The following is a 20,728-nucleotide window of genomic DNA, read 5'->3' on the forward strand; positions in this document are numbered from 1 at the left end:
GCACGTACGTCGGATGTCACCCGCACCGGTGGATCATGAACGCAGGTCGCCGTGGTGTCCTCGCGAGAGCGCGCGATCGCCGAGAGCCCTCGCGTTCGCGGAGAGCTCTCGGCGATCAGGACCGTACGGGTCAGACGGTTCGCAGGGCCTCCGTCGGGGCCATCCGCGAGGCGCGGAGGGCCGGGAGCAGGCCGGCGAGGGCGCCGATCAGGATCGCGGAGCCGATGCCGCCCGTCCACGCTTCCAGCGGAACGACGATCGCCCAGTGCTTGGTCTCGGCGTAGACGGCCGTGGCCAGGACACCGGCCGCCACCCCGACCGCGCCCCCGAGGAACGCCAGGACGATCGCCTCGGACAGGAACTGCGTGCGGATCTGCCCCTTCGTCGCGCCGAGCGCGCGGCGCAGACCGATCTCGGAGCGGCGTTCGAGCACCGAGATGATCATGATGTTGGCCACCCCGACCGCGCCGACGATCAAGGCGACGACGCCGAGTCCCAGGAACAGGCTGTTGAACGCACCGCTCGCGGCGGCGCGGGCGGTGAGCGCGTCGGACGGCCGGCTCACGTCGACCTCGTTCGGCGACTCGGGGTCGGCCGTCTGGGCCAGCACCTCATGCACCGCGTTGACCTGATCCGTCCGGCAACGGACGTAGATGGTGCTCGGCGGTCCCGGCGTGACCGTGCCGTGAACGACGCTCGTGTAGTTCAGATAGCGCTGCGCGGCCGGATACCCGACCAGGGCGCTGGTGTCGATCTCCGGTGCCAGCACCGCCGGCCGGAGGATTCCGCCGACGTAGAACCACTGGCCGCCGAGCCAGACGCGCTGCCCCGGGCGGACCCTGTCGATCCCGAGCCGCTGCGCGGCGACCGCGCCGAGCACCACGACGGGCTTCGTGGCGGTCGCGGAGTTCAGCCAGCGGCCCTGGGCGACGCCGGTGGCGACCACCGACAGCAGTTTGAGACCGGCCGCCCTGACCTTCAGCGCGTTGGTGCTGACCGGGGGGATCAGCGGACTGCGGTACACGTTCGCGGTCGTGACGGTGGCGGTGTCGGCCACCTGTTCGACGGCCTTCAGCCGCGAGATCCTGGCGGGCGCCTCGAGCGGCAGTTGGGCCGCGTCCCCGCTGAAGCTCTGCCCGCTGTCGGCGGTGAGCAGATTCGTGCCGAGACGGTCGATCTCGTTGAGCAGACCGGCCTGGGACGATGACGAGAGTCCCAGCACCGCGACGATCGCGGCCGTGCCGATCGCGATCCCGAGCGCCGACAGTGCCGACCGCAGCCGCCGGGCCCGCAGCCCGACGCTCGCCACCCGCGCTCGATCACCCGGCCGCAGCCGGGCGGGGACGAGCGTCGTCATGAGCGGCCCTCCTGCTCCACCCCGACGGGCGCGTACGCGCCGGCGGTCACGCTCGTCGCCCGGTCGCCGGGGTCCAGGTCCTGGGCGCTGTCCGAGACGATCCGCCCGTCGCGTACGTGCACCTGCCGGGGCAGCCCGGCGGCCAGCTCGGCGTCATGCGTGATCACGACGATCGTCGCGCCTTCGGCGTTGAGCTCGTGCAGCAGCTCGATGATCGAGGCGCCGGTGACGCTGTCGAGGTTGCCGGTCGGCTCGTCGGCGAGCACGATCGCCGGCCGGCCGACGAGCGCCCGGGCGATCGCCACGCGCTGGCGCTGTCCGCCCGACATCTGGGTCGGCCGGGCGGACGCCCGGTCGGCCAGGCCGACGCGTTCGAGCGCCGCCAGGGCCCTCCTCCGCCGCTCGCGGACCTCGACGCCGGCGTACAGCAGCCCGTCGGCGACGTTGTCCAGCACGGTCGAGTGCTCGGCCAGGAAGAACTGCTGGAAGACGAACCCGATGCTGCGGGCCCGCAGCGCCGACAGGCCGCCGTCGTCGAGACGGTCGACGTCGACCCCGTCGATCCGGACCGTGCCCCCGGTGGGCCGCTCCAGCGTTCCCATGACGTGCAGCAACGTCGTCTTGCCCGATCCGGACGGCCCGACGATCGCCACCAGTTCGCCCTTCCGGACGCTGAAGGTCACGCCCCGGAGCGCCAGGACGGGCGACCGCTCTCCGTAGACCTTGGTCACCGCCTCCAGCTCCAGGGCCACTCGCGTCACGCTCATGTCGCGGGCACCACCACTCGGTCGCCCGGGGCGAGGTTCCCCGACACCTGCACCAGTCCGTCGGCGTTGTCGAACAGCCCCAGCGTGACCGGTACGACGCCGTGCGCGCCCCGCGCGTCGACCTTCTCCACCGAGTACCCGCCGCCGGACCGGCCGATCAGCGCCGTGACCGGCACGATCAGTGCGTCCTTGACGCCGCCGGTCGTGATCTGCACGCGGACGGGCGCCTGGTCGAGGCCGCCCGCGTCCTTCGGACGCGTGAGCGTGACGTACACCGGGATCGTCGCGCCGGCCGAGTCCTTCTGGTCGGAGGACGAGGTCGCGACCGCGCCGATGCGGCGGACCTTCCCGGAGGTCGAGCGGTTGTCCGGCAGGGTGATCTCCACCTTGTCCCCGACCTTGACCTGGGACTGCTGCGACGCGTCCAGATTCACGGTCACCTGGCGGTCGGTCGAGGTCGCCTGCGCGACCGGCTCCCCCGGCCGCGCGTTCGTGCCGAGCTGCGCCGCCGCCTTGGTGATCCGGAGCGGGCCGGGCAGGAACACGGCGGAACCCAGCTTCAGCGACCCGGTCTCCTCAGCACCGATCTTGTCCTGCAGCTTCTCGAGCGCCGTGGCGGTGGCCGAGCCGAAGTACTTCGAGTCCGGGTCCAGGTCCGCGTCGTCGGCGTAGCCGAGCTTCACCAGGTTGCGGTTGAGCTCCCGCACGTCCTTGCCGCTGTCGCCCTCGGACAGGTCGCGATAGGCGGGCCACGTGCCGCACAGCAGCGGCACCGGCGTGCCGCCGACCCAGTAGAGGACCTTCCCGCACTTGATCTCGTCGCCCGCGCGCGGCACCCAGGTGTAGACGCCGTCCGCGTGGTTGACGACCGAGTACGGCGTCCCGTCGGCCCGGGCGACGTACGAGAGGGTTCCGCTCTGGTCGACCTGTGACGACAGCGGGCCCTGCCGGACGGACGCGAGGGACTCACCGCCGGTCGTCGGCGGGGGCGTCTTCTTCCGGTCACCGAACGGATCGGCGGTGACGATCACGACGCCCGCCGCGACCGCCAGGACGACGATGGCCCCGCCGATGCGCGCGAACCGGCGTCGCCGCCCGCGCGGCCTCTTCCGACCGGGTGTTCCGGCGTCGGCGATCTCCGCCGTCCCGGTGGAGGTTCCCGTCTCCCGCTCGGCCGCGCGAACGGGTACGGCGGCGTCGGAGCGCGTCAGGTCCCGTCCGGGTTCGTCGCCGGGCGGGGGCGCGTCGCCGGGGGACGCCGCGTCCGGTTCGGGGACGCGCGTGCTCCCCGGCCGTTCCACGCTCACTGGAGGCCGCCGGGCATCAGTTTCTGGCAGGCCTTCTGGGCCGCCTGGAACTGCGGCGAGTCGGGGTCGACCCCCGTGCCCTTGGCGATGATCATCTTCCCGCCCTGTGGGTCGGGGAAGTTCGGCACGCCGTTCTTGCGCATGCACGCGGCGAACTTCAGCATCGCGGTGTTGTCCTGGGCGCCCATCCCGGTGCCGCTCGGCGCGTACGCCTTGCACTTCTGGTCGGCGGCCTTGAACTGCGGCGAGTCGGGATTCATGTCACTGCCCGGTCCCGCCTTGATCTGGATCTTGCCGTCCTGCGGGTCGGGGAAGTCGGGCACGCCGTTCTTGCGCATGCACTCGGCGTACTTGACCGCCTTCCCCGAGTCCGCCCCCTGCCCGGCGCTCCCGCCGGAGCCGGCCGCCGCGGAGCTCGAGGCGCCGGCGGAACCGCCGGAACCGCCCCCGCAGGCCGTGAGGGCCAGCCCGGCGATCAGGAGTACCGCGGCGAGCGGGCGGCCGCGTCGCGTCCGTCGCGACGTGGTCGGGGTGGTGCGCATGCCGGCTGTGTCGTCCATGTCTCGGCCTCTCTGCGATATCGACGCCGTCGGACCGTCGTGGCCCGGCGGCCGTTCGTTGCGAGGCCAGTTGTACGGATCCGCCGGTCACAGCACGGTGCGAGCCGTTGTGACCGGCCTGTGACCGGTCGTCGGGCATGCTGACGGCATGGACCAGACCGCCCTGACCGGACCGCGAGGCGTACGCGGATGAGAGTGCTGGTGGTGGAGGACCAGGTCGAACTCGCGGACTCGGTGGCGCGGGTGCTGCGCCGTGAGGGGATGGCGGTCGACGTGTCCTACGACGGGCAGGACGCCCTCGACCGCACCTCGCTGACCGACTACGACGTCGTCGTGCTCGACCGGGACCTGCCCGAGGTCCACGGTGACGAGGTCTGCGCCGCCCTGACCGCGAAGGGACCGCGCACCCGGATCCTGATGCTGACCGCGTCGGCCACGATCGCGGATCGCGTGGAGGGGTTCAGCCTCGGCGCCGACGACTACCTGCCCAAGCCGTTCGCCTACGCGGAGCTGGTCGCCCGCGTCCGCGCGCTCGCCCGGCGCGCGCAGCCGGCCCTGCCGCCGGTCCTCGCGCGCGGCGACGTACGGCTCGACCCCGCACAGCGGACCGCCTTCCGCGCGGGCGCACGCCTGGCCCTCAGCCCCAAGGAGTTCGCGGTGCTGGAGTACCTGCTCGGCGCGCAGGGCCGGGTCGTGCCCGCCGAGGAACTGCTCGAACGGGTCTGGGACGAGGCGACCGACCCGTTCACCACAACGGTCAAGGCGACGATCAACCGCCTGCGGTCGAAGCTCGGCTCCCCACCCGTGATCGAGACCGTCCCCCGGGGCGGCTACCGGATCTGAAGGCCCCATGCTCACGCTGCTTCGTCCCCGCGTCCCGGCCGGTCTGCGGCCGCGCACCGTACGCCTGCGGCTCACCGCCCTGTACGGCGTGCTGTTCGCCGTCTCCGGCGCCATCCTGCTCGGGGTCACCTACCTGCTCGTCCGGCACGCCACGGGGCCGCGGCGAGTCCTCTACCGGACCGGTGGGATCGGACCCGTCGTCTCGGGCGGCGGGGCCTTCACGCAGCAGCCCCTTCCGCCCGACCTGCAGCGCCTCAGCACACGGCTGGACGCCGAGGTGACCCGGCAGCACGCGGCCCAGATGCACGCCCTGCTGGTCCAGTCCGGCATCGCACTGGCGATCATGATGGTGGTGTCGGTCGTCCTGGGCTGGCTGGTCGCCGGGCGGGTGCTGCGCCCGCTGCGGACGATGACCTCCACGATCCAGCGGATCTCCGCGCGCAACGTGCACGAACGGCTGGCCGTCGAAGGCCCCCGGGACGAACTCAAGGACCTGGCCGACACCGTCGACGGCCTCCTCGGCCGACTGGAGACGGCACTGGGCGCGCACAAGCGCTTCGTCGCCAACGCCGCGCACGAGCTGCGCACCCCGCTCACGCTGGAGCACGCGCTGCTGGAGGAGACGCTCACCGACCGCACCGCCACGCTCGCGTCCTTCCGGGCGACGTCGGAGCGCGTGCTCGCCATCAGCGAGCAGCAGGAACGCCTGCTGGAAGCGCTCCTCACCCTGGCGACGGGCGAACGCGGGCTGGAGCGCCGCGAGCGCTTCGACCTGGCCGAGCTCACCGGTCAGGCGCTGCTCGCACCCCGGCCGCAGGTCGACCGGCTCGGGCTCCGGATCGAGACGCGGACGCCTCCCGCCCCGGCCGCCGGCGATCCGGCCCTGGCCGAACGCCTCGTCGCGAACCTTCTCGACAACGCGGTCCGCTACAACGTTCCCGGCGGCCGCGTGGAGGTCGGTACGACGACCGAGGCCGGACGCGCGGTCCTGTCCGTGCGCAACACCGGGCCGGTGATCCCGCCGGATCGGGTGGCGGACCTGTTCGAGCCGTTCCAGCGCCTCGCCGGCCGTATCGCCCGCGACGACGGCGGCCACGGCCTGGGCCTGTCGATCGTGCGCGCCATCGCCGCCGCGCACGACGCCACCGTCACGGCGCACGCCCGCCCGGAAGGCGGCCTGGACGTCGAGGTCCGGTTCCCGTGAGCGCCCTGTGCTTTCTGGATCATCGCTTTACCGGCGCGGGGTGTGGCTGACGACCGGGCGGGCGGTCCCGCTGGGTTGAGTGGCGGACATGAAGACGATCATCATCGCGGCGACGGTGACGGCGTTCACCGCCGCCGTCTCCCCGTCGGGGGCGGCCACCCACGACGTGGCCTCGGCCGCGGCGTCGCCGACGCCCTACCTCGATCAGATCGAGCGGGCGGTCCGGCACGTGTCGCCGGGCCTGGAACACCAGGTCTGGGAACGCAGCAGCGGCAACCGGCTGGACGACTCGGCGGGGGACTGGCTGCTGCAGACACCGCAGTGCTGGGGTCACGACCCCTGCCCGCCCGCCGACCGGCCGGGCACCAAGCGGCTTTTGAACAAGATCACCAGCAATATCGGCGAGGCGACCAGCACCGTCGACATCACCTCGCTCGGCTGCCCGGAGAAGCTGGTCCTGCCGCTGCCCTCACCGTGCCGTACCTTCCCGGACGGCTACTTCCGCGACGCCATCGTCGCCGGGCTGAAGAAGGCGGCCGAGAAGCACAAGATCACCTTCAGGATGCTGCTGGGCGCGCCGGTGCTGCCCGCCACGGTGAACGGCGACGACTGGATCGACGCCGCGAAGAAGACCATTGGCGCCGCGGCCCGCAACATCACCTTCAACGTGGCGACGATGACGACCTCGTACTCGGGAACGCCGGGCGTCCCGATCGGCGGCTACACGCCCTCCTGGAACCACTCCAAGCTGTTCGTGGTCGACGGGAGGACCGTCATCACCGGCGGCGTCAACACCTACACCAACAACTACGTCCAAACGCCGAAGCCCGTCACCGACATGATGATGGCCATCCGAGGCCCCGCGGCCGCGTCGGCGACCGGCTACGTCAACCGGCTCTGGGCCTGGACCTGCGCCAACCGCAACAAGCTGAACTGGGCGGCGACCACCGGATCGTGGGTGTACCCGTCGGGCGGAGGCTGCATCTCGACCCTGCACCCGCCCGCCGCGGCCAGGGCCGGTGACCTCGACACGCTGATGGTCGGCGGGCTCGGCGTCGGCATCCAGCACAAGGACGACTCCTCCACCTACAAGCTGCCCGACCTCAAGCAGCCCGACGACGCCAAGTGCAAGCTGAGCTTCGCCGACAAGGACGTGGTCAACCGCGACCGGGACTACCAGACCGTCAACCCGGAGGAGACCGCGCTGCGGGAGATGGTGGCCACCGCCACCAAGTCGATCGTGTTCTCCCAGCAGGACCTCTACGGCTGGTGCGCGAGCATCGGCGGCCCCATCAAGGCCGTCCAGCCGCTGGCCGACCTGCGGCTGCTCGACAACGTCGCCGCCAAGATGATCCACGGGGTCAAGGTCCGCATCGTCATCTCCACGCCCGGCAACGAGGACGCCTACTCCACCATGAAGAACATGGCGCAGTTCTCGGACCTGCTGCGCAAGCGGATCGCGCTGCAGGCGGGCGGTGACAAGAAAGCCGCTCAGGTCATGCAGGACACCCTCCAGTACGCCTCGCTGCGCAGCAGCGACAAGCCCCGCTGGGAGGGCAAGGAGAAGAACGACGAGGGCAAGGTCATCAACTGCGACGACCCGAAGGAGGCCTGCACCTACGCCCAGCACACCAAGCTGATCGTGGTCGACGACCGCGTCTTCTACCTCGGCTCGAAGAACGCCTACCCGGCCTTCCTGCAGGACGACGGCTACTTCATCGAGGACCCGGCGGCGGTCGCGCACCTGAAGAAGGAGTTCCTGGACCCGCAGTGGAAGTACTCGAAGGCCGACGCGACCTTCGACTGGGAGCGGTTCCTGCCTCCCACCGTCGTCTCCATCGACACCGACCGGGCCAAGGGCGCGTCGAAGGTGAAGGTGACCGTGAAGGCCGTCACCCACTCCGGTGACTCCTTCCTGGTCGCCTACGGCAACAAGGTCGAGTGCAAGGACACGTCGTCGGGCGGCCGATGCTCCTTCGACGAAGCCCCGTCGATCGTCGGCAAGAAGATCGACATCGTCGACAGGAAGACCCTGCGCTGGACCCAGAAAGAGGTCCCGCACTGGTAGACACGCCCCCCGACAACGCGACCACGCGCCTTCTTCGCCCTCTCGGGGCCGGAAGAAGGCGCGTTCTCACGCCCGACCCAAGGCGCGCCACCACTCCTCAGCGCTGACGCACCGTACGAAAAGCTCGGCAAAAGCCCCGCCGACGACGGACCGATCAGGACGAAGCGCCCTGGCAGGGCGCCGGTCGCCGAGCCTTTCGTACGGCGCGGTGCGGTCATGCGCCCGGCGGTTCCGCGTGTGGCAGCCTTCGTTCGAGGTCGCGGAGGAGGCTCTTCACCTCAGGCGATCGGCGTGCATGCGGGGCCAGTTCACCACCGAGCCGTTGGAGGAGACCGACGCTGCGCGCCGAGGTCACGCCGGGCAGTCGGTTCATGGACCGATGTGCCGCCGCCAGGGCCTGGTCCAGGTCGCCGGCTTGGGCATGAGCCAGCCCGAGCCATGCGCCGTGCCGGAACGCCGAACGCTGCGGCTCGCCGGTTGGATCGGTCCGCGCCCGGTCACGCAGCAGTTCTTCGGCCTCCGCCAGCAGACGGCCCCGGTGCGTGGGCATCCGCCGAGCCAGGACCACCATGCCTCGCCCGGCGATGGCATCGAGTTCGGTCCGGGTGACGTAACTCGCCCAGTGCGGAGCGGCCTCCCCACGTTCGTGCAGTTCCAGCGTCTGTGCCCGCAATCGTTGGAAGGTCGCCAGATCCCCGGCCGCCGCACTGGCGAGACCGCTGCGGGCGGCGATGAGCGCCCGCACCGTCGACGACCCCTGCGAGGCCGCCTCCTGCGCGGCCGTGGCGAGTTGCAGCGCGTCCCCCGTTTCGCCGATCTCCGTCGCCTGATTGCTCATCAGGCCCAGAATGCTCGCGGCCAGCGCGCGGTCACCGGCGGCGTGCGCCGCGCGAAGACCGGTCAGGTACCAGCGCTGTGCCTCGCCGTCCCGGGCGGAGTCGAACGCCATGAAACCGGAGGTCTGCGCCAGTTGGGCAAGGGCCGAGGTGAGGCGACGACCCGTTCGCGCGTCGTATCGGGACCGCCGTAGTAACCGCGACACACAGGCGAACTGGTCGGCGACGAAGGCGGCACCCGCGGCCCCGTGCCGCTCATCCAGTCGGCGGCATCGCGCGACGATGTCCTCGACGAGTTCGAGCATCGGCTCGGTGACGCGATCCCCCTCCCGCGCGGCCGAGGCGAGGACCGGGACCGGTGCTTGGGACCACTGCCACGCATGGCGTGTCAGCGTCGTACCGGAGACCACCATGAACGTCCGCCGGGTCAGCATCGGATTCGACCACTCCTCCAGGAGACGCAGCAATCCGCTCGCGTCCCAGGGTAGATCGAGGCGGTGGTCGGCGGGTCGACCGCTGGAGCGACGGCGGTGACACGGGCCGCACCGAAAGCTCGGTGAACACCCGGCCGACGGCTGTCACACCGGGACGAATCAGCCCGCCGAGGCGCCGGTTGCCGAGCGTTTCGGACAGCTGCGAGTCACCGTCACTGACCGATCAAGTCCTATGGAGCTCTGCGACCTCGACGCAGTTGCCAGAGTTGCCGCTACGGGTGGACTTCCGCCACTCATCGGCAGCGATGCCATCGTCCATCACAGCGCCTCCAGAGCCTCTCGGATCAGTCGCAGCGAGGGGGCGACAGGAAGAGCAACCTGTCCGATACGGTCGTACCTGTCCCAATATTCCCTGACCTCGGAGGGCGACTCTACTAGACGCCCTCGACCAGGAGCCTCGATGTAGGCAACGTCTCCTGCATCGCCGTAAATCAGCGTGAAGCTCCCATCGAAGCCGGCGTGGGCTCCACAGGAGCGGGGAACGACCCGGATGCCCACATTCGGCTTTTCGGCCATCTCCAGCAGATGTGCAAGCTGCTTGCGCATGACCTCCGTCCCTCCGACCGGCCATTCCAGCGCGTTCTGCGACAGCAGGACATAGAGGTTGGGCGCAGGTCTCTTGCCAAGGATCGCCTGCCTGGCGATTCTCCTCTTCACCTGGTCCTCCGCCTCCAGAGTCCCCAGCTCTCCGATGAGTGCGGCTGCGTACTCGGGGAGTTGCAAGAGGCCCGGAACGGCCAGAGCCTCGTACGCCTTGATCACAGACGCGGCGGCCTCGTAGTCCAGGTACTCGCGGAACCACTCCTTCGATCCGTCTCGCTTGGCGTAGCGCACCAGCCGGGTGAAGTGCTCTCCCAGCTCCCAGTGAGCGTCGAGCTTCTTGGCGTCTTCCTCTTTGATCTTTCTCCTGCCCGCCATGATGTTGGAAAGGTTGGAGTAGAGATGCATGGCTCGAGAACGCCGCACTGATCGTGTCGGAACTGGCGACCAACGCCTACCGACACACGCAGCGACCGGCGACCCTGTACTACAGCGAGTGGGACTACCGCCCCTGGATCGAGGTGGTAGACGAATCAACCACGTTCCCCGATTTCCACGTCATCGACACCCTAGGAGAGAACGGAAGAGGACTGAAGACGATATCCCGACTATCTGCTATATGCGGCTACTGCCGTATAGATCACGGCGGCTTCGTCGGAAAAATGGTCTTTTCCGCCCCGCGAAAGGACGAGGACGTCAAAAATGACGACTACTTCGATGATTCGTGGCTCGCACACGAAAAGCTCGGTGAAGATCTAGTAGACAACCGACGAACCAGGGGAAATCGGCTCGTTGAGACGGCGATCGCCGAGACTTTGGTACGGCCGTGACATCCAAAGGAGGTCGTCCTCCGCGTGCGAGGCGCCAGAGGGCCGGCGGGTCGGCCGTGGGAGCGGTCGCAGTGGTGCGGGGCCGTACGGCCGAGGATTCTCGGGGTCATCGCAGCGGAGAGCCTCGGCGGATCGCCTTCCCTCGGCGGCCGTCAGCTCGGGTCGGTCATCGACGGTTGGGGCGTCGCGGTGGCCCGGGTGCGGAGGGTCCGCTTGTCGGGCTTGCCGAGCGGGGTGACCGGTAGCTCGTCGAGAACGGTGATCGTGGCCGGTACGGCGTCGGCGGTCAGGCGATCTCCCGCCCAGGAGCGGAGGGCGTCCGGGGTGATCCCGGGCGGCCGGATCGTCACGAAGGCGTGGACGGCCTCACCCGTACGTTCGTCCGGGCGGTGTCATGCCATGTCGGTGGTGACGAGCGCGTCGCGGCCGATGAGGTCGAGGCGACGCGGGACGTACGTGTTCGACGTTCTCTGCTTGACCGTGGCGTGCGGTACTTTCCGTCGCACGAATCGACCGCACGCCACGTCCTATACGTGCTCAGCCGCAGGCGTACCAGCCGGTCGACCAGGAGCCCGCCCAGTCGTCCCAGCCGTCGGCGCTGATGCAGGTGTGCGGGGCCGACAGGTAGACCGGTCCGGCGTAGTACTTGAAGCTGCCGCCGTTGTACGCGTACGCGCTGTCGCTCTTCCTCCGCAGGGCGATGGAGAGACCCGACGCCTCGCCGTAGGAGTAGTTCGTCGTTGACTTCTGGACGAAGGCGCAGTTCTTGCCGGTGCTGGGGCTGTAGCCGAACTTGATGTAGATGACGGTGCCCCAGCCGTCCGAGGTCTTGTTGTAGCCGCTCCTCGTCTCGCTGTGCACCTCGTGGTAACTGCTGCCGCAGACGCCGGGGATCGTGAAGTTCGCGGCGGCGTGGGCCGGACTCACGATGGACAGGGTTCCGGCGGTGGTGAGAGTGAGCGCTGAAAGCGACAGCGCGGTACGGCGTAGTGCCGTTCTCATGCTTGCCTCCTTGAGGCCTTCTGCACGCATGGGCGGGAAACGCCCAGGCACGCCCCTGTGAATCCGGGACGGCGCGATCATGATCGCAGCTTCACATATCGGACGTGCCAGATATAGACATAACGGATCAGCAACAAAAGGGGGCATCTCGGACGACCGGGGAGACGGTGCCGATCCTCCACTGACACGCGCGCGAAAAGCTCGGCGGGTGCCCGACCGAAAGGCGACAAAAGAGGACAAATTACTCATTAAGCGGTCGGCGATAAGGGCGGTGCCCGGGGGCCTCGGTCCTCCGCACGCGAGGCCCCCGGGTGGCGGTTGGCCGGCCCTCAGCCGCAGGCCGTGCCGTTCAGGGTGAACGAGCCGGGCGCGGTGTTGGCGCCGCTGTAGGTGAAGTTCGCGCCGACCGAGGTGGACGCGCCCGCGGCGAGGCCGCCGTTCCAGCTCGCGTTGGTGACGGTGACGGTGTTGCCGGACTGCGACCAGGTGCCGCTCCAGCCCTGGGAGAGCTGCTGGTTGCCGGCGTAGGAGAACTTCAGCGTCCAGCCGTTGATCGCCGAGCTCCCGTTGGTGATCGTGATGTTCGCGGTGAAGCCGGTCCCCCAGTCGTTGGCCGAGTACGCGACCTTGCAGCTACCGGGCGTCGGTGTGGGGGTCGGAGTCGGCGTCGGGGTGCCGCCGTCGCCCGTGCCGCCGAGCGCCGTGCTGATCGCGCCGTAGATCTGCGGCTTCTTGTTGAGGTTCTCGTCCCAGGGCAGGGCCGAGCCCTCACCGCTGAAGGTGCCGGGGATCCAGGAGTACTTGTCGGTGTAGTCCCAGATCGTGATGCCGACGCAGCGGGTCACGGCGAGGCACGCGTTGACGACGTTCGTGTAGTACTGCGCCTGGGTGTTGACCTTGGTGGTGTCGGCGGGCAGCTGCATCCGCACGTCGAGCTCGGTGACGGCGACGTCGACGCCGAGGTCGGCGAAGCGCTGCAGGTTCTGCTGCATGTTCGTGGGGAAGCCGTACTGGATCGCCAGGTGGCTCTCGAAGCCGACGCCGTCGATCGGCACGCCCTGCTGCTTGAGCGACTTGACGAGGTTGTACATGCCGTCGCTCTTCGCGCCGGTGCCCTCGATGTTGTAGTCGTTCAGGTAGAGCTTGGCGTTCGGGTCGGCGGCGTGCGCCGTGCGGAGCGCGTCGGCGATGTAGCCGCTGCCCATCGCGTTGTAGAACGCGTCGGTGCGGAGGGTGCCGTCCTCGTTGAACGGCTCGTTGACCACGTCCCAGGCGTAGAGCTGGCCCTTGTAATGGGTCACCTCGGTGGTGATGTGGTTCTCCATGGCGGCCTGCACCTGGTTGCTCGGCAGGCTCGACACCCAGCTCGGCAACTGGCTGTGCCAGACCAGGTTGTGACCGCGGACGATCATGTTGTGGCTCTTGGCGAAGGAGACGATCGTGTCGCCTCCGCTGAAGTTGAACGATCCCCTCGAAGGCTCGGTGGTGTCCCACTTCATCGAGTTGCCCGGGGTGGTCGCCCCGAATTCGCCGCCGCCCAGGATCGCCGTGTAGGCGCTGTTGGACAGCTCGGGGTTGTCGGTCGCCGAACCGAAGTACTTGCCCTTGGCCTTGGCGAGCTGGTCGAGCGTTGACGCGGCGGACGCCGGGCGCATCACCACGGCGGTGAGCGCCAGGAGCACGCCGAGTGCCAGCGCCAGGACGGCCGCGAGTCTCGGCCGGAGTGGCGAGGACATGCTGAGTTCCTCCAGGGGTGTTCGTGAGATGTGCCGTGGGCATGACGGGGCGCGGGGGAGAGCGGGGCTCCCCCGCGCCGGGTCGGTGGGTCAGGAGTCGGCGCGGTCCGCCGCGCCGTACGGGCGGGTCAGGGGCTCGAACAGGTGATCATCGACGCGCCCGGCGAGCCGTTGGCGACGAATCCGAAGCTGGTCGACGCGCCGCCGTTCACGGTGCGGTTCCAGTCGGCGTTCCGTACGGTCGCCATGTCCCCGCTGAGGGTGAGCGTGCCGTTCCACACGCTGTTGATGGTCTGGCCGCTGGACGGCATCCAGCTCACGGTCCAGCCGTTGAGTGCCGTGGTCCCGGGGTTGCTGACCGTGACCTCGCCCTGGAAGCCGCCCGACCAGCTACCGGTCGTCTTGAACGTCGCGGTGCACGGCGTGCTCGGGGTTCCACCGCCACCGCCGCCGCTGCTGTCGCCGACGCCGGTGACCTGCCCGTTGCCGCCGTCGAAGACCACGTCGGAGCAGCCGTAGAACGTCTCGTTGCTGTCGGAGCGACTCCAGACGGAGTAGATGATGTGGCGGCCGGTCTTGTTGGCCGGCAGGTTGCCGGACCAGTAGTAGTAGCCGTCGACGCTGCCGACCGGGCCGGTGTCGGCCGGGTGGTCGGCGACGAGGAACGGATTGGTCTCCATCTCGTCCCAGGTGAGCGGCTTGGTCGGGTCCCAGCCGTCCTTGGTGACGTACAGGTAGAACGAGCCGGGGTGCGCCGCCCACTTGTTGTAGCGGAACTGGAAGTTCGCGCCGCTGGTCAGGTGCGTGACCGGCCAGTTCGCGTTCGGCAGGTCGAAGCCGGTGTAGTTCGGGTTCCCGCCGCTGCACAGCTGCCCGTCGGGGATGAAGCCACGCGTACGGCCGGCGCCGTCGGACCGGAGCACGGAGAACCAGTTGTAGAGCGAGTTGGTCCCGCTCTGGGCGACCGCGGCCGCGCACGCCGGGTTCTGCGGCTTGATCTCTCCAGTGGAGGTGAGGCCGTCCTTCCAGCACAGGAACGTACGGCTGCCCGGCTGCATGAACGCCCCGTGGGCCCACGCCGGGGTCCCCGTGAACACGCTCATCACCAGGATCGACACCATTCCGAGGGCCGCGGCGAGCGCGCTTCTCCGTCGCTTTCTCACGACACCGTTTCCCTTCGATCTGCCCGCGGGCCGGGCATGCGACCCGCAGGGAGTTCGGGCGCGGTGGGAGCGCGTTCTCAGGATCGGACCGGCGTCTCGGCAGGGTCAACGACGGCCGCGGGAGCGCCCGGGCCGAACCCGGCCGACCTGCGGGTTCGCACCCTCCGGGACAGGCCGCCCGTGAAAGCAGCTGAAAAGGTCGGCGGCGAAAGAAGCCGGAAGCGGCCGCGGGTTCGTTACGGTCCCCGGATGTTCGAAGAATCTCGGGGGACGGCTCAGCATTTCCGGGTCGCAGGCGTCTCTGTCCCGTGAATCGTCAAGTCCTCATCCTCGAACGCGGGTCGCCGGAGTCCGCCGACGCGGTCACCGCGGTCTACCGCGAGCATGCGCTCGGTCTGATCCGTCTCGGCATGCTCATGGTCGGTGACCAGGCCACGGCCGAAGACGTCGTGCACGACGCCTTCCTTGAGCTCCATCGCCGCTGGTCATCGATACACGACCCGGTGACGTACACGCGTTCGGCGGTGCTGAACCGCTGTCGGTCGGTCCTGCGGCGGAGGGCGGTGGCCCGTCGGTTCGGCGTAGGCCATCCTCCTCCGGCCTGGTCGGCCGAGTCGGCCGTCATGGTCGATGAGGAGCGCCGGACGCTGCTCGAGGCGATCGCGCGGCTGCCACGGCGGCAGCGCGAGGTGTTGTACCTGCGCTTCTACGCGGATCTTCCGGAGGCTGAGATCGCCCGCACGCTGGGCGTCAGCCGGGGGACCGTCTCGTCCACGACGTCACGGGCGCTCGCCGCCCTCGGTAAGACCCTGGGAGAGCACTCATGAAGGGGCTGGAAGACCGGATCCGCGATGCCTGCGCAGTCGCGGACACCTGGGGGCCGGAGGAGCCCAGGCCGCTCCGGCTGCCGGTTCGCCCTCGGTTCCGGCTCAATGTGATCGCGCCGCTCACGGCGGCGGTCGCGGTGGTCCTCGTCGTATCCCTCGTCCTCGTCTTCCTCCCCCGGCACCCGAGGTCGGCGCCGTCCGCCCCGGCGACCGTGTCCCCGTACCTGCTGGCCGTGACCGACGGCACCCTGTACGTGGTCGACTCCCGTACCGGCCGGCCGCACGGCGAGGAGAAGACCGGCTACGGTCAGGCGGTGACGCGCGGCCCGCGCCCCGGCACGTATCTGGTGTCCCAGCCTGGGGGCGGCGGCTCGAACGGCCCGAGCAGGATCAGAACGGTACGGCTGACCGCGGACGGTCGAGTGGAGACGGAGACCGCGCCGCGCTGGTCGATTCCCGGGATCGTGCGGGAACTCGCGCTCTCCCCCGACGGGCGGCGCCTGGCCTACAGCACCAGAGAGTTCACCCTCGCTCCAGGGAAGCCCGTCGACATCCACCCGATCGTCATCGGTGTGCTCGACCTGCACACCGGAGCGCGTCGTGAGTGGACCCTGCCCAAGGCCCAGGACGCGAGCGCCTCCACCAAGGCCGAGGAGTGGAACTGGGGCCTGTCCTGGTCCGGGGACGACGCCACGCTCCTGTTCACCGCGCACGTGACGGGTCGTGCGGCTCAGGTGCGCGCCCTCGACACGACCGCGCCCGGATCCGACCTGCGCTCTGCCCGGGTCCTGGTCGCCGGTGCCGGGAGGATCGGCGGCAGCATCGCGTTCGCCGTGTCGCCGGGCGACCGGCATACCGTCGTCGCCGCGGTGGACGGCGCCAGGTCGTCGGGGCGGGCAAGGGCGGTGCTGGCCGAATACGTCGACGGTCGTTTCACGAGGATCCTCGCGACACTGCCGGGCTGCGGGCTGGTGCACATGCTGACGTCCGGTCCGAACGGCCTCCTCCTCAGCAGGAACAGTCTGCAGTGTGGAAGCGGGTCCGCGTCGCTCATCGTCATGAGCGGAGGAAGGATCCGGAACGGCTTCTCCTCGGAGGGAAGCATCGACGGCGCGGCCTGGTGAGGCGTCGGCCGGGCGGCTCAGGGCACGTACGTGTCGAGGCGGCCGCACATGCCGAACGCGCGCTCCGGCGGCGGGTCGAGGCGGTGGACGGCGGCCTCGGTCAGGTGGCCGATGTCGCCCGCGCCCAGGCGGCTCAGGTGCGCGCCGGTCCGCAGGGCCTCGGCGAACGCGCCCGACTGCCAGCGCTTCTCCCACTCGCCGAACAGGGGCGCCTTGAGCCGTACGGCCGACCGGTAGAAGTCGTGCAGCGCCGTCGGGTCGCCGGCGTCGAGCCGCGACCGCAGCGCGGCGAAGCCCGCCAGGGCCAGGTCGCGGCGGCTGCGGGCGGTGCGCTCCCGCGCGCCGGGGTCCAGGACCGCCGCCCGCCCGTACGCCTCCGGGTCGTTCAGGGTCTCCGGCGGGAAGGTGAAGACGGCGTCGCCCGCCTCGGGCAGCCCGCCGTTCTGCATGACGACGACGATGTGCAGTCCGCCGTCGCCGTTGACGAGCCGGTGCACGGTCCCGGGCGTGAACCAGGCGACGGTGCCCGGGGCCAGCGGCGTCTCGGCGAAACCGTCGCAGGTCAGCGTCTGCACGCTGCCCTGGCCCGCGACGACGACGTACGCCTCCGCGCAGGTCAGGTGGACGTGCGGCGAGCCGCCGCACAGGCCGTCGGCCGTCGGCCAGTCGTACACGCGCAGCCCGGAGATCCCGACCGCGCCGGGCAGCGGGCTCACCACGGGTGGTCCTCGGCGTAGGCGTCCAGGCGGGCGCGATCCCACGCGCCGTCGGCGACGACGATCCGGTACCGCAGGCGCAGCGTCTCGCCGGGCGGCAGCGCGAACTCCTCGGCGAAGGCGAGCGAGGGGTTGACCGCCGGGAACGGCGTGTTCCGGACGAACCAGTCGCTGCCGAAGTCCGGGTCGTCGAAGAACATCAGGGTGGAGGCGCGGTCCACCTCGTCGTGCCGGCCGACGTACGCGAGCCAGGCCGCGGGCCGGCCCATCAGCTCCGGGCCGCCCTGGCCGTCCGCCGCGATGACGTCCCCGTCGGTGAACGCGCGCGGCCCGCGCCAGAACAGCCCGCTGTACCCGGCCGCCGGCCGGCCGTTCGTGGTCGGGCTGCCGAAGACGAGCGCCTCCCCCCGTACGTTGGTCAGCGCGGTCGCGAACTCCAGCGCCCAGGAGTCGCCGGTGACGTCGCGCACGGTCAGCTCGCGCCGCTCGTCGACCCAGTGCTCGCCCGCCCGGGTGTGCCAGGTGAGGCGCTCGGCGATCCGTCCCCCGCCGGTCTCGGTGAACTCCTCGTGCCGCATGACGCCGACGTTCGGCAGGTCGACGTAGCCCTGGTCACGGACGTAGCTGCCGCCGCCCCAGAAGTTCTCCCCCGACAGGTGCGACGCGGTCAGCTGCACGCCCTTGTGCCAGCGGTGGTCGTGCGGCCGGTACGCGGTGACGACGTCCCCGGCGAGCGTACGGACCGGATGCAGGTACGGCTTCGGACCCTCGAACGCCGGCATGGTCGGCCGGTAGACGTACCGGAACAGCTCCACGTCCCGCTCGTGCACGGCGAGCGTGTGGTCGCCGAGGTGCTCGATCCTCACAGGTCTCTCCCGCCGTTCATCTCGCGGTAGAAGGGGTCCGCGTCGTCGATCTCGCCCCGGCGTACGGGACGGCCGGTGAGCGCCGACTTGTACAGCGCGGCGATGAGCTCGAGGGTCCGGCGGCCACCGGCGCCGCTGGTCTGCGGCCGCTCCCCGCGTTCGTACGCGTCGAGCAGGTCGGCCAGTAGCGCGGTGTGCGAGCTCGGCAGGTCCTGGTCCGGGGTCCGCCAGGCGGCGACGCGCGCCTCGTCGGTGACGTGCGGCGCGGCGGTGTAGGTCCAGTCCGCGTTCGCGTAGCCGTACAGGTGCGACAGCTCCACCGTCGCCTCGGTGAAGTCGAATCGCAGCCGACTCTCCTCACGCGGCGACAGCACGCTGTTGACCACCGACGCCAGCGCGCCGTTCTCGAAGCGGACCGACGCCACGGACGCGTCCTCGGTGGCGACGTCCCGGGCGAGGCGGCCGGCCATGGCGCGGACCTCGGCCCAGTCGCCGAGCGTCGCCAGCAGCAGGTCCATCTGGTGGATGCCGTGGCCCATGGTCGGCCCGCCACCCTCGGTGTCCCACCGGCCGCGCCAGGGCACGTCGAAGTACGCCTGGTCGCGGTACCAGGTGGTCAGGCAGACCGCGACCAGCGGCCGGCCCAGCTCGCCGTCGGCGATGAGCCGCCGCAGGTGACGGGCGCCGGAGCCGAACCGGTGCTGGTAGACGACCGCCGCGTACGGGCCGCCGTCGCGCTCGGCGGCGGCCATGGCGTCGTACTCGGCGAGCGAGCGGGCCGGCGGCTTCTCGCACAGCACCCACGCGCCCGCGTCCAGGCACGCCCTCACCTGGGCGGCGTGCACGTGCGGCGGCGTGCAGACGTGCACCAGGTCGGGGCGGGCCTCGGCGAGCATCTCTCCCAGGTCGGTGTAGGCCGCGGGGATGTCATGCGCGGCGCAGAAGTCCTTCACGCGCGCGGCGTCGACGTCGACGGCGGCCACGACCCGGGCGCGGTGCGCCTCCGCCCGCAGCGCGGGCAGGTGGCAGATGCCCGCGATCCCGCCCGTGCCGACGATCGCGGCGCGGATCACCGCAGCACGACCGTGGTCAGCGAGCGGGGCGCGAGGTCGGCCGACAGGTCACGGCCGTGGGTGCGCGCGGCGGCGACGGGGGCCACCGAGTGGCCGGCGTCGGTCAGGTACGCCTGGGCGCGCCCGGCCGGGGAGCCGAGGACCAGGTCCGCCGTCGACGCGGTGGTACCGGTGTTGAGGATCTCGACGACCTTGGTGCCGTCGGCGTTCCGGTACGCCGAGATGTCCAGCGCCGGGTCGGCGGCGCTCACCGCCACCCGCATGGCGCCCGGGCGGATGAACCGGCTGTACGCCGCGAACGCCCAGAACCGCTTGGACACGTGATAGGCGTCGCCGTCGAGCTGAATCAGCGCGCGGGTCGCCCCGACGGAGGCGGCGAGCCAGTAGACGTACGCGCTCGCGTTCCCGTCGGTCATGGTCCGGTGGATGTTCTCCGCGACCGCGAAGCCGGAGTACTCGGTGCCGTCGTCCCAGTTCTCGTTCCAGGTGCTGCCGCCCGGGCCCCACTCCGACATCCAGGTGCGCTTGCGGGTGGGCTGCGGCGAGGTGACCGGGCTGGAGTAGGCGTGGCCGGTGATGGTCGTGACCCACCTGGCCGCCTGCGGGTCCGCCTCGATGGCCCGGGTGTAGTCCTGCTGCCCGTCCCAGCCCGTGTGGTCGCAGCAGGACAGCTTCAACCCGGCCTTCTTCGCGACCGGGCCTAGCACCTTGACGAACTCCACGGCCTGGGCCGGGGTGAAGTTCATCGAGGCGTACGAGACGGTGATGTCCGGCTCGTTGGTGAAGCCCAGGTCGGTGATCCGGATGCCCTCGCGGCGGTAGAACCTCGCGTACTGGACCAGGTAGTTCGCGTACGCCTGCCGCCAGTCACCGCTCACGCAGTCCGTCCCTTGGAGGCCGCAGAGGGTGCCGCCGTTCGCGTCGGTGCCGTTGGTCTTCATGAAGCCGGGCGCGCTCCACGCGTCGGCGTAGAACCGCCGCACGCCGTACGACCGCGCCTGTTTCGCCAGCCAGACCTGGCCGCCGTCGTCGCCGTCCCAGACGTACTTCGGCGGTGCGGTCGGCCCGCCCGGGTCGGCGGGCTCGATGGACGGCATGTGGTCGTACACCTTGTCGGCGGACGAGCCGATGCCGAGCCGCAGGATGGACGCGCCCGCGCCGGCGCGCCGGCCGAACAGCAGGTCGACGACCTCCTTCTGCTTCGGCGCCGACAGCCCGTTCAGCCCGTGGATCACGGCGGCCCGCTGGAAGGCCTCGGAGAACCCGAACCCGTCGATGGGCTGCAGGTTCGCGCGGAAGTCGACGCGGTCGCGGGCTGGTTCCTGGGCGTGCGCGGGCACGCCCAGGGAGCACGCGGTCGCCACGGTGAGGGCGAGGGCGAGTGAGCTGCGCGTGAGGGGACGCATGGGGGATCC

Annotated in this window: 20 protein-coding genes and 1 pseudogene; 6 read left to right on the plus strand and 15 right to left on the minus strand. The window is 70.5% G+C overall.

Annotated features, from left to right (window positions below):
- Positions 1-130: 130 nt before the first annotated feature.
- Genes AB0L00_RS19450 through AB0L00_RS19465 form a run of 4 tightly spaced genes read right to left on the minus strand, consistent with a single transcriptional unit; the run spans position 131 to position 3,991 of the window.
- Positions 131-1,357: an ABC transporter permease gene (locus AB0L00_RS19450; protein WP_364435756.1), complete on the minus strand. Its 1,227-nt coding sequence runs from the start codon at positions 1,355-1,357 to the stop codon at positions 131-133.
- Positions 1,354-2,124 carry an ABC transporter ATP-binding protein gene (locus AB0L00_RS19455; RefSeq protein WP_364435759.1) on the minus strand — a complete coding sequence of 257 codons (771 nt, stop codon included), beginning with the start codon at positions 2,122-2,124 and terminating at the stop codon, positions 1,354-1,356. The genes AB0L00_RS19450 and AB0L00_RS19455 overlap by 4 nt, the downstream gene beginning before the upstream one ends.
- Entirely contained in the window at positions 2,121-3,431 is a 1,311-nt protein-coding gene (locus AB0L00_RS19460) for an HlyD family efflux transporter periplasmic adaptor subunit (RefSeq protein WP_364435762.1), read from the minus strand. The genes AB0L00_RS19455 and AB0L00_RS19460 overlap by 4 nt, the downstream gene beginning before the upstream one ends.
- The gene (locus AB0L00_RS19465) at positions 3,428-3,991 is read right to left on the minus strand and encodes a hypothetical protein (protein ID WP_364435765.1); all 564 of its coding nucleotides are present in this window, start codon (positions 3,989-3,991) and stop codon (positions 3,428-3,430) included. Before AB0L00_RS19465 ends, AB0L00_RS19460 begins: the two co-directional genes overlap by 4 nt.
- Before the next feature lie 189 nt (positions 3,992-4,180).
- Here AB0L00_RS19465 and AB0L00_RS19470 point away from each other — a divergent pair, with 189 nt between their 5' ends.
- The 3 genes from AB0L00_RS19470 (at position 4,181) to AB0L00_RS19480 (ending at position 8,106) form a co-directional block, all read left to right on the plus strand.
- On the plus strand, positions 4,181-4,834 hold the full coding sequence (locus AB0L00_RS19470; protein ID WP_364435768.1) for a response regulator transcription factor: 654 nt from the start codon (positions 4,181-4,183) through the stop codon (positions 4,832-4,834).
- A 7-nt stretch (positions 4,835-4,841) separates the two neighbouring features.
- Positions 4,842-6,038: a HAMP domain-containing sensor histidine kinase gene (locus AB0L00_RS19475; protein ID WP_364435771.1), complete on the plus strand. Its 1,197-nt coding sequence runs from the start codon at positions 4,842-4,844 to the stop codon at positions 6,036-6,038.
- A gap of 88 nt (positions 6,039-6,126) precedes the next feature.
- Positions 6,127-8,106, plus strand: a complete 1,980-nt coding sequence (locus tag AB0L00_RS19480; RefSeq protein ID WP_364435774.1) for a hypothetical protein — start codon at positions 6,127-6,129, stop codon at positions 8,104-8,106.
- Between the two features lie 214 nt (positions 8,107-8,320).
- Here the strand turns inward: AB0L00_RS19480 and AB0L00_RS19485 are convergent, their stop codons facing one another.
- The 3 genes from AB0L00_RS19485 to AB0L00_RS19495 form a co-directional block, all read right to left on the minus strand.
- A complete protein-coding gene (locus AB0L00_RS19485; RefSeq protein WP_364435776.1) occupies positions 8,321-9,409 on the minus strand; it encodes a hypothetical protein in 1,089 nt (362 codons plus the stop codon).
- A 190-nt stretch (positions 9,410-9,599) separates the two neighbouring features.
- Positions 9,600-9,695, minus strand: a complete 96-nt coding sequence (locus AB0L00_RS19490) for a DUF397 domain-containing protein (protein WP_364435779.1) — start codon at positions 9,693-9,695, stop codon at positions 9,600-9,602.
- A complete protein-coding gene (locus AB0L00_RS19495; RefSeq protein WP_364435782.1) occupies positions 9,695-10,384 on the minus strand; it encodes a DUF5753 domain-containing protein in 690 nt (229 codons plus the stop codon). The genes AB0L00_RS19490 and AB0L00_RS19495 overlap by 1 nt, the downstream gene beginning before the upstream one ends.
- Before the next feature lie 23 nt (positions 10,385-10,407).
- Between AB0L00_RS19495 and AB0L00_RS19500 the strand changes: the two genes are divergently transcribed.
- Positions 10,408-10,806 carry an ATP-binding protein gene (locus tag AB0L00_RS19500; RefSeq protein WP_364435785.1) on the plus strand — a complete coding sequence of 133 codons (399 nt, stop codon included), beginning with the start codon at positions 10,408-10,410 and terminating at the stop codon, positions 10,804-10,806.
- Between the two features lie 152 nt (positions 10,807-10,958).
- On the opposite strand, the pseudogene AB0L00_RS19505 reads toward AB0L00_RS19500, so the two are convergent.
- The 4 genes and pseudogenes from AB0L00_RS19505 to AB0L00_RS19520 all read right to left on the minus strand — a co-directional run.
- Positions 10,959-11,183 (minus strand): annotated as a pseudogene (locus tag AB0L00_RS19505) (hypothetical protein); the annotation flags it as partial.
- 160 nt (positions 11,184-11,343) lie between these two features.
- The gene (locus tag AB0L00_RS19510) at positions 11,344-11,808 is read right to left on the minus strand and encodes a hypothetical protein (RefSeq protein ID WP_364435788.1); all 465 of its coding nucleotides are present in this window, start codon (positions 11,806-11,808) and stop codon (positions 11,344-11,346) included.
- 329 nt (positions 11,809-12,137) lie between these two features.
- A complete protein-coding gene (locus AB0L00_RS19515) occupies positions 12,138-13,544 on the minus strand; it encodes an endo-1,4-beta-xylanase (RefSeq protein ID WP_364435791.1) in 1,407 nt (468 codons plus the stop codon).
- Between the two features lie 128 nt (positions 13,545-13,672).
- Positions 13,673-14,707, minus strand: a complete 1,035-nt coding sequence (locus tag AB0L00_RS19520) for a lytic polysaccharide monooxygenase (RefSeq protein ID WP_364435794.1) — start codon at positions 14,705-14,707, stop codon at positions 13,673-13,675.
- A 308-nt stretch (positions 14,708-15,015) separates the two neighbouring features.
- Here AB0L00_RS19520 and AB0L00_RS19525 point away from each other — a divergent pair, with 308 nt between their 5' ends.
- Positions 15,016-15,534 carry a SigE family RNA polymerase sigma factor gene (locus tag AB0L00_RS19525; RefSeq protein ID WP_364435797.1) on the plus strand — a complete coding sequence of 173 codons (519 nt, stop codon included), beginning with the start codon at positions 15,016-15,018 and terminating at the stop codon, positions 15,532-15,534.
- The gene (locus tag AB0L00_RS19530; RefSeq protein WP_364435799.1) at positions 15,531-16,658 is read left to right on the plus strand and encodes a hypothetical protein; all 1,128 of its coding nucleotides are present in this window, start codon (positions 15,531-15,533) and stop codon (positions 16,656-16,658) included. Before AB0L00_RS19525 ends, AB0L00_RS19530 begins: the two co-directional genes overlap by 4 nt.
- A 17-nt stretch (positions 16,659-16,675) precedes the next feature.
- Here AB0L00_RS19530 and AB0L00_RS19535 read toward each other — a convergent pair whose 3' ends face one another.
- Genes AB0L00_RS19535 through AB0L00_RS19550 form a run of 4 tightly spaced genes read right to left on the minus strand, consistent with a single transcriptional unit; the run spans position 16,676 to position 20,719 of the window.
- A complete protein-coding gene (locus AB0L00_RS19535) occupies positions 16,676-17,377 on the minus strand; it encodes a cupin (RefSeq protein ID WP_364435802.1) in 702 nt (233 codons plus the stop codon).
- Positions 17,371-18,240 (minus strand): PmoA family protein, encoded by an 870-nt coding sequence (locus AB0L00_RS19540; RefSeq protein ID WP_364435805.1) that lies wholly within the window; start codon positions 18,238-18,240, stop codon positions 17,371-17,373. The genes AB0L00_RS19535 and AB0L00_RS19540 overlap by 7 nt, the downstream gene beginning before the upstream one ends.
- On the minus strand, positions 18,237-19,310 hold the full coding sequence (locus AB0L00_RS19545; RefSeq protein WP_364436242.1) for a Gfo/Idh/MocA family oxidoreductase: 1,074 nt from the start codon (positions 19,308-19,310) through the stop codon (positions 18,237-18,239). Before AB0L00_RS19545 ends, AB0L00_RS19540 begins: the two co-directional genes overlap by 4 nt.
- Positions 19,310-20,719 (minus strand): glycoside hydrolase, encoded by a 1,410-nt coding sequence (locus AB0L00_RS19550; RefSeq protein ID WP_364435808.1) that lies wholly within the window; start codon positions 20,717-20,719, stop codon positions 19,310-19,312. The genes AB0L00_RS19545 and AB0L00_RS19550 overlap by 1 nt, the downstream gene beginning before the upstream one ends.
- Positions 20,720-20,728: the final 9 nt, after the last annotated feature.

Source organism: Actinoallomurus sp. NPDC052308, assembly GCF_040679195.1.
Taxonomy (GTDB): Bacteria; Actinomycetota; Actinomycetes; order Streptosporangiales; family Streptosporangiaceae; genus Actinoallomurus; species Actinoallomurus liliacearum.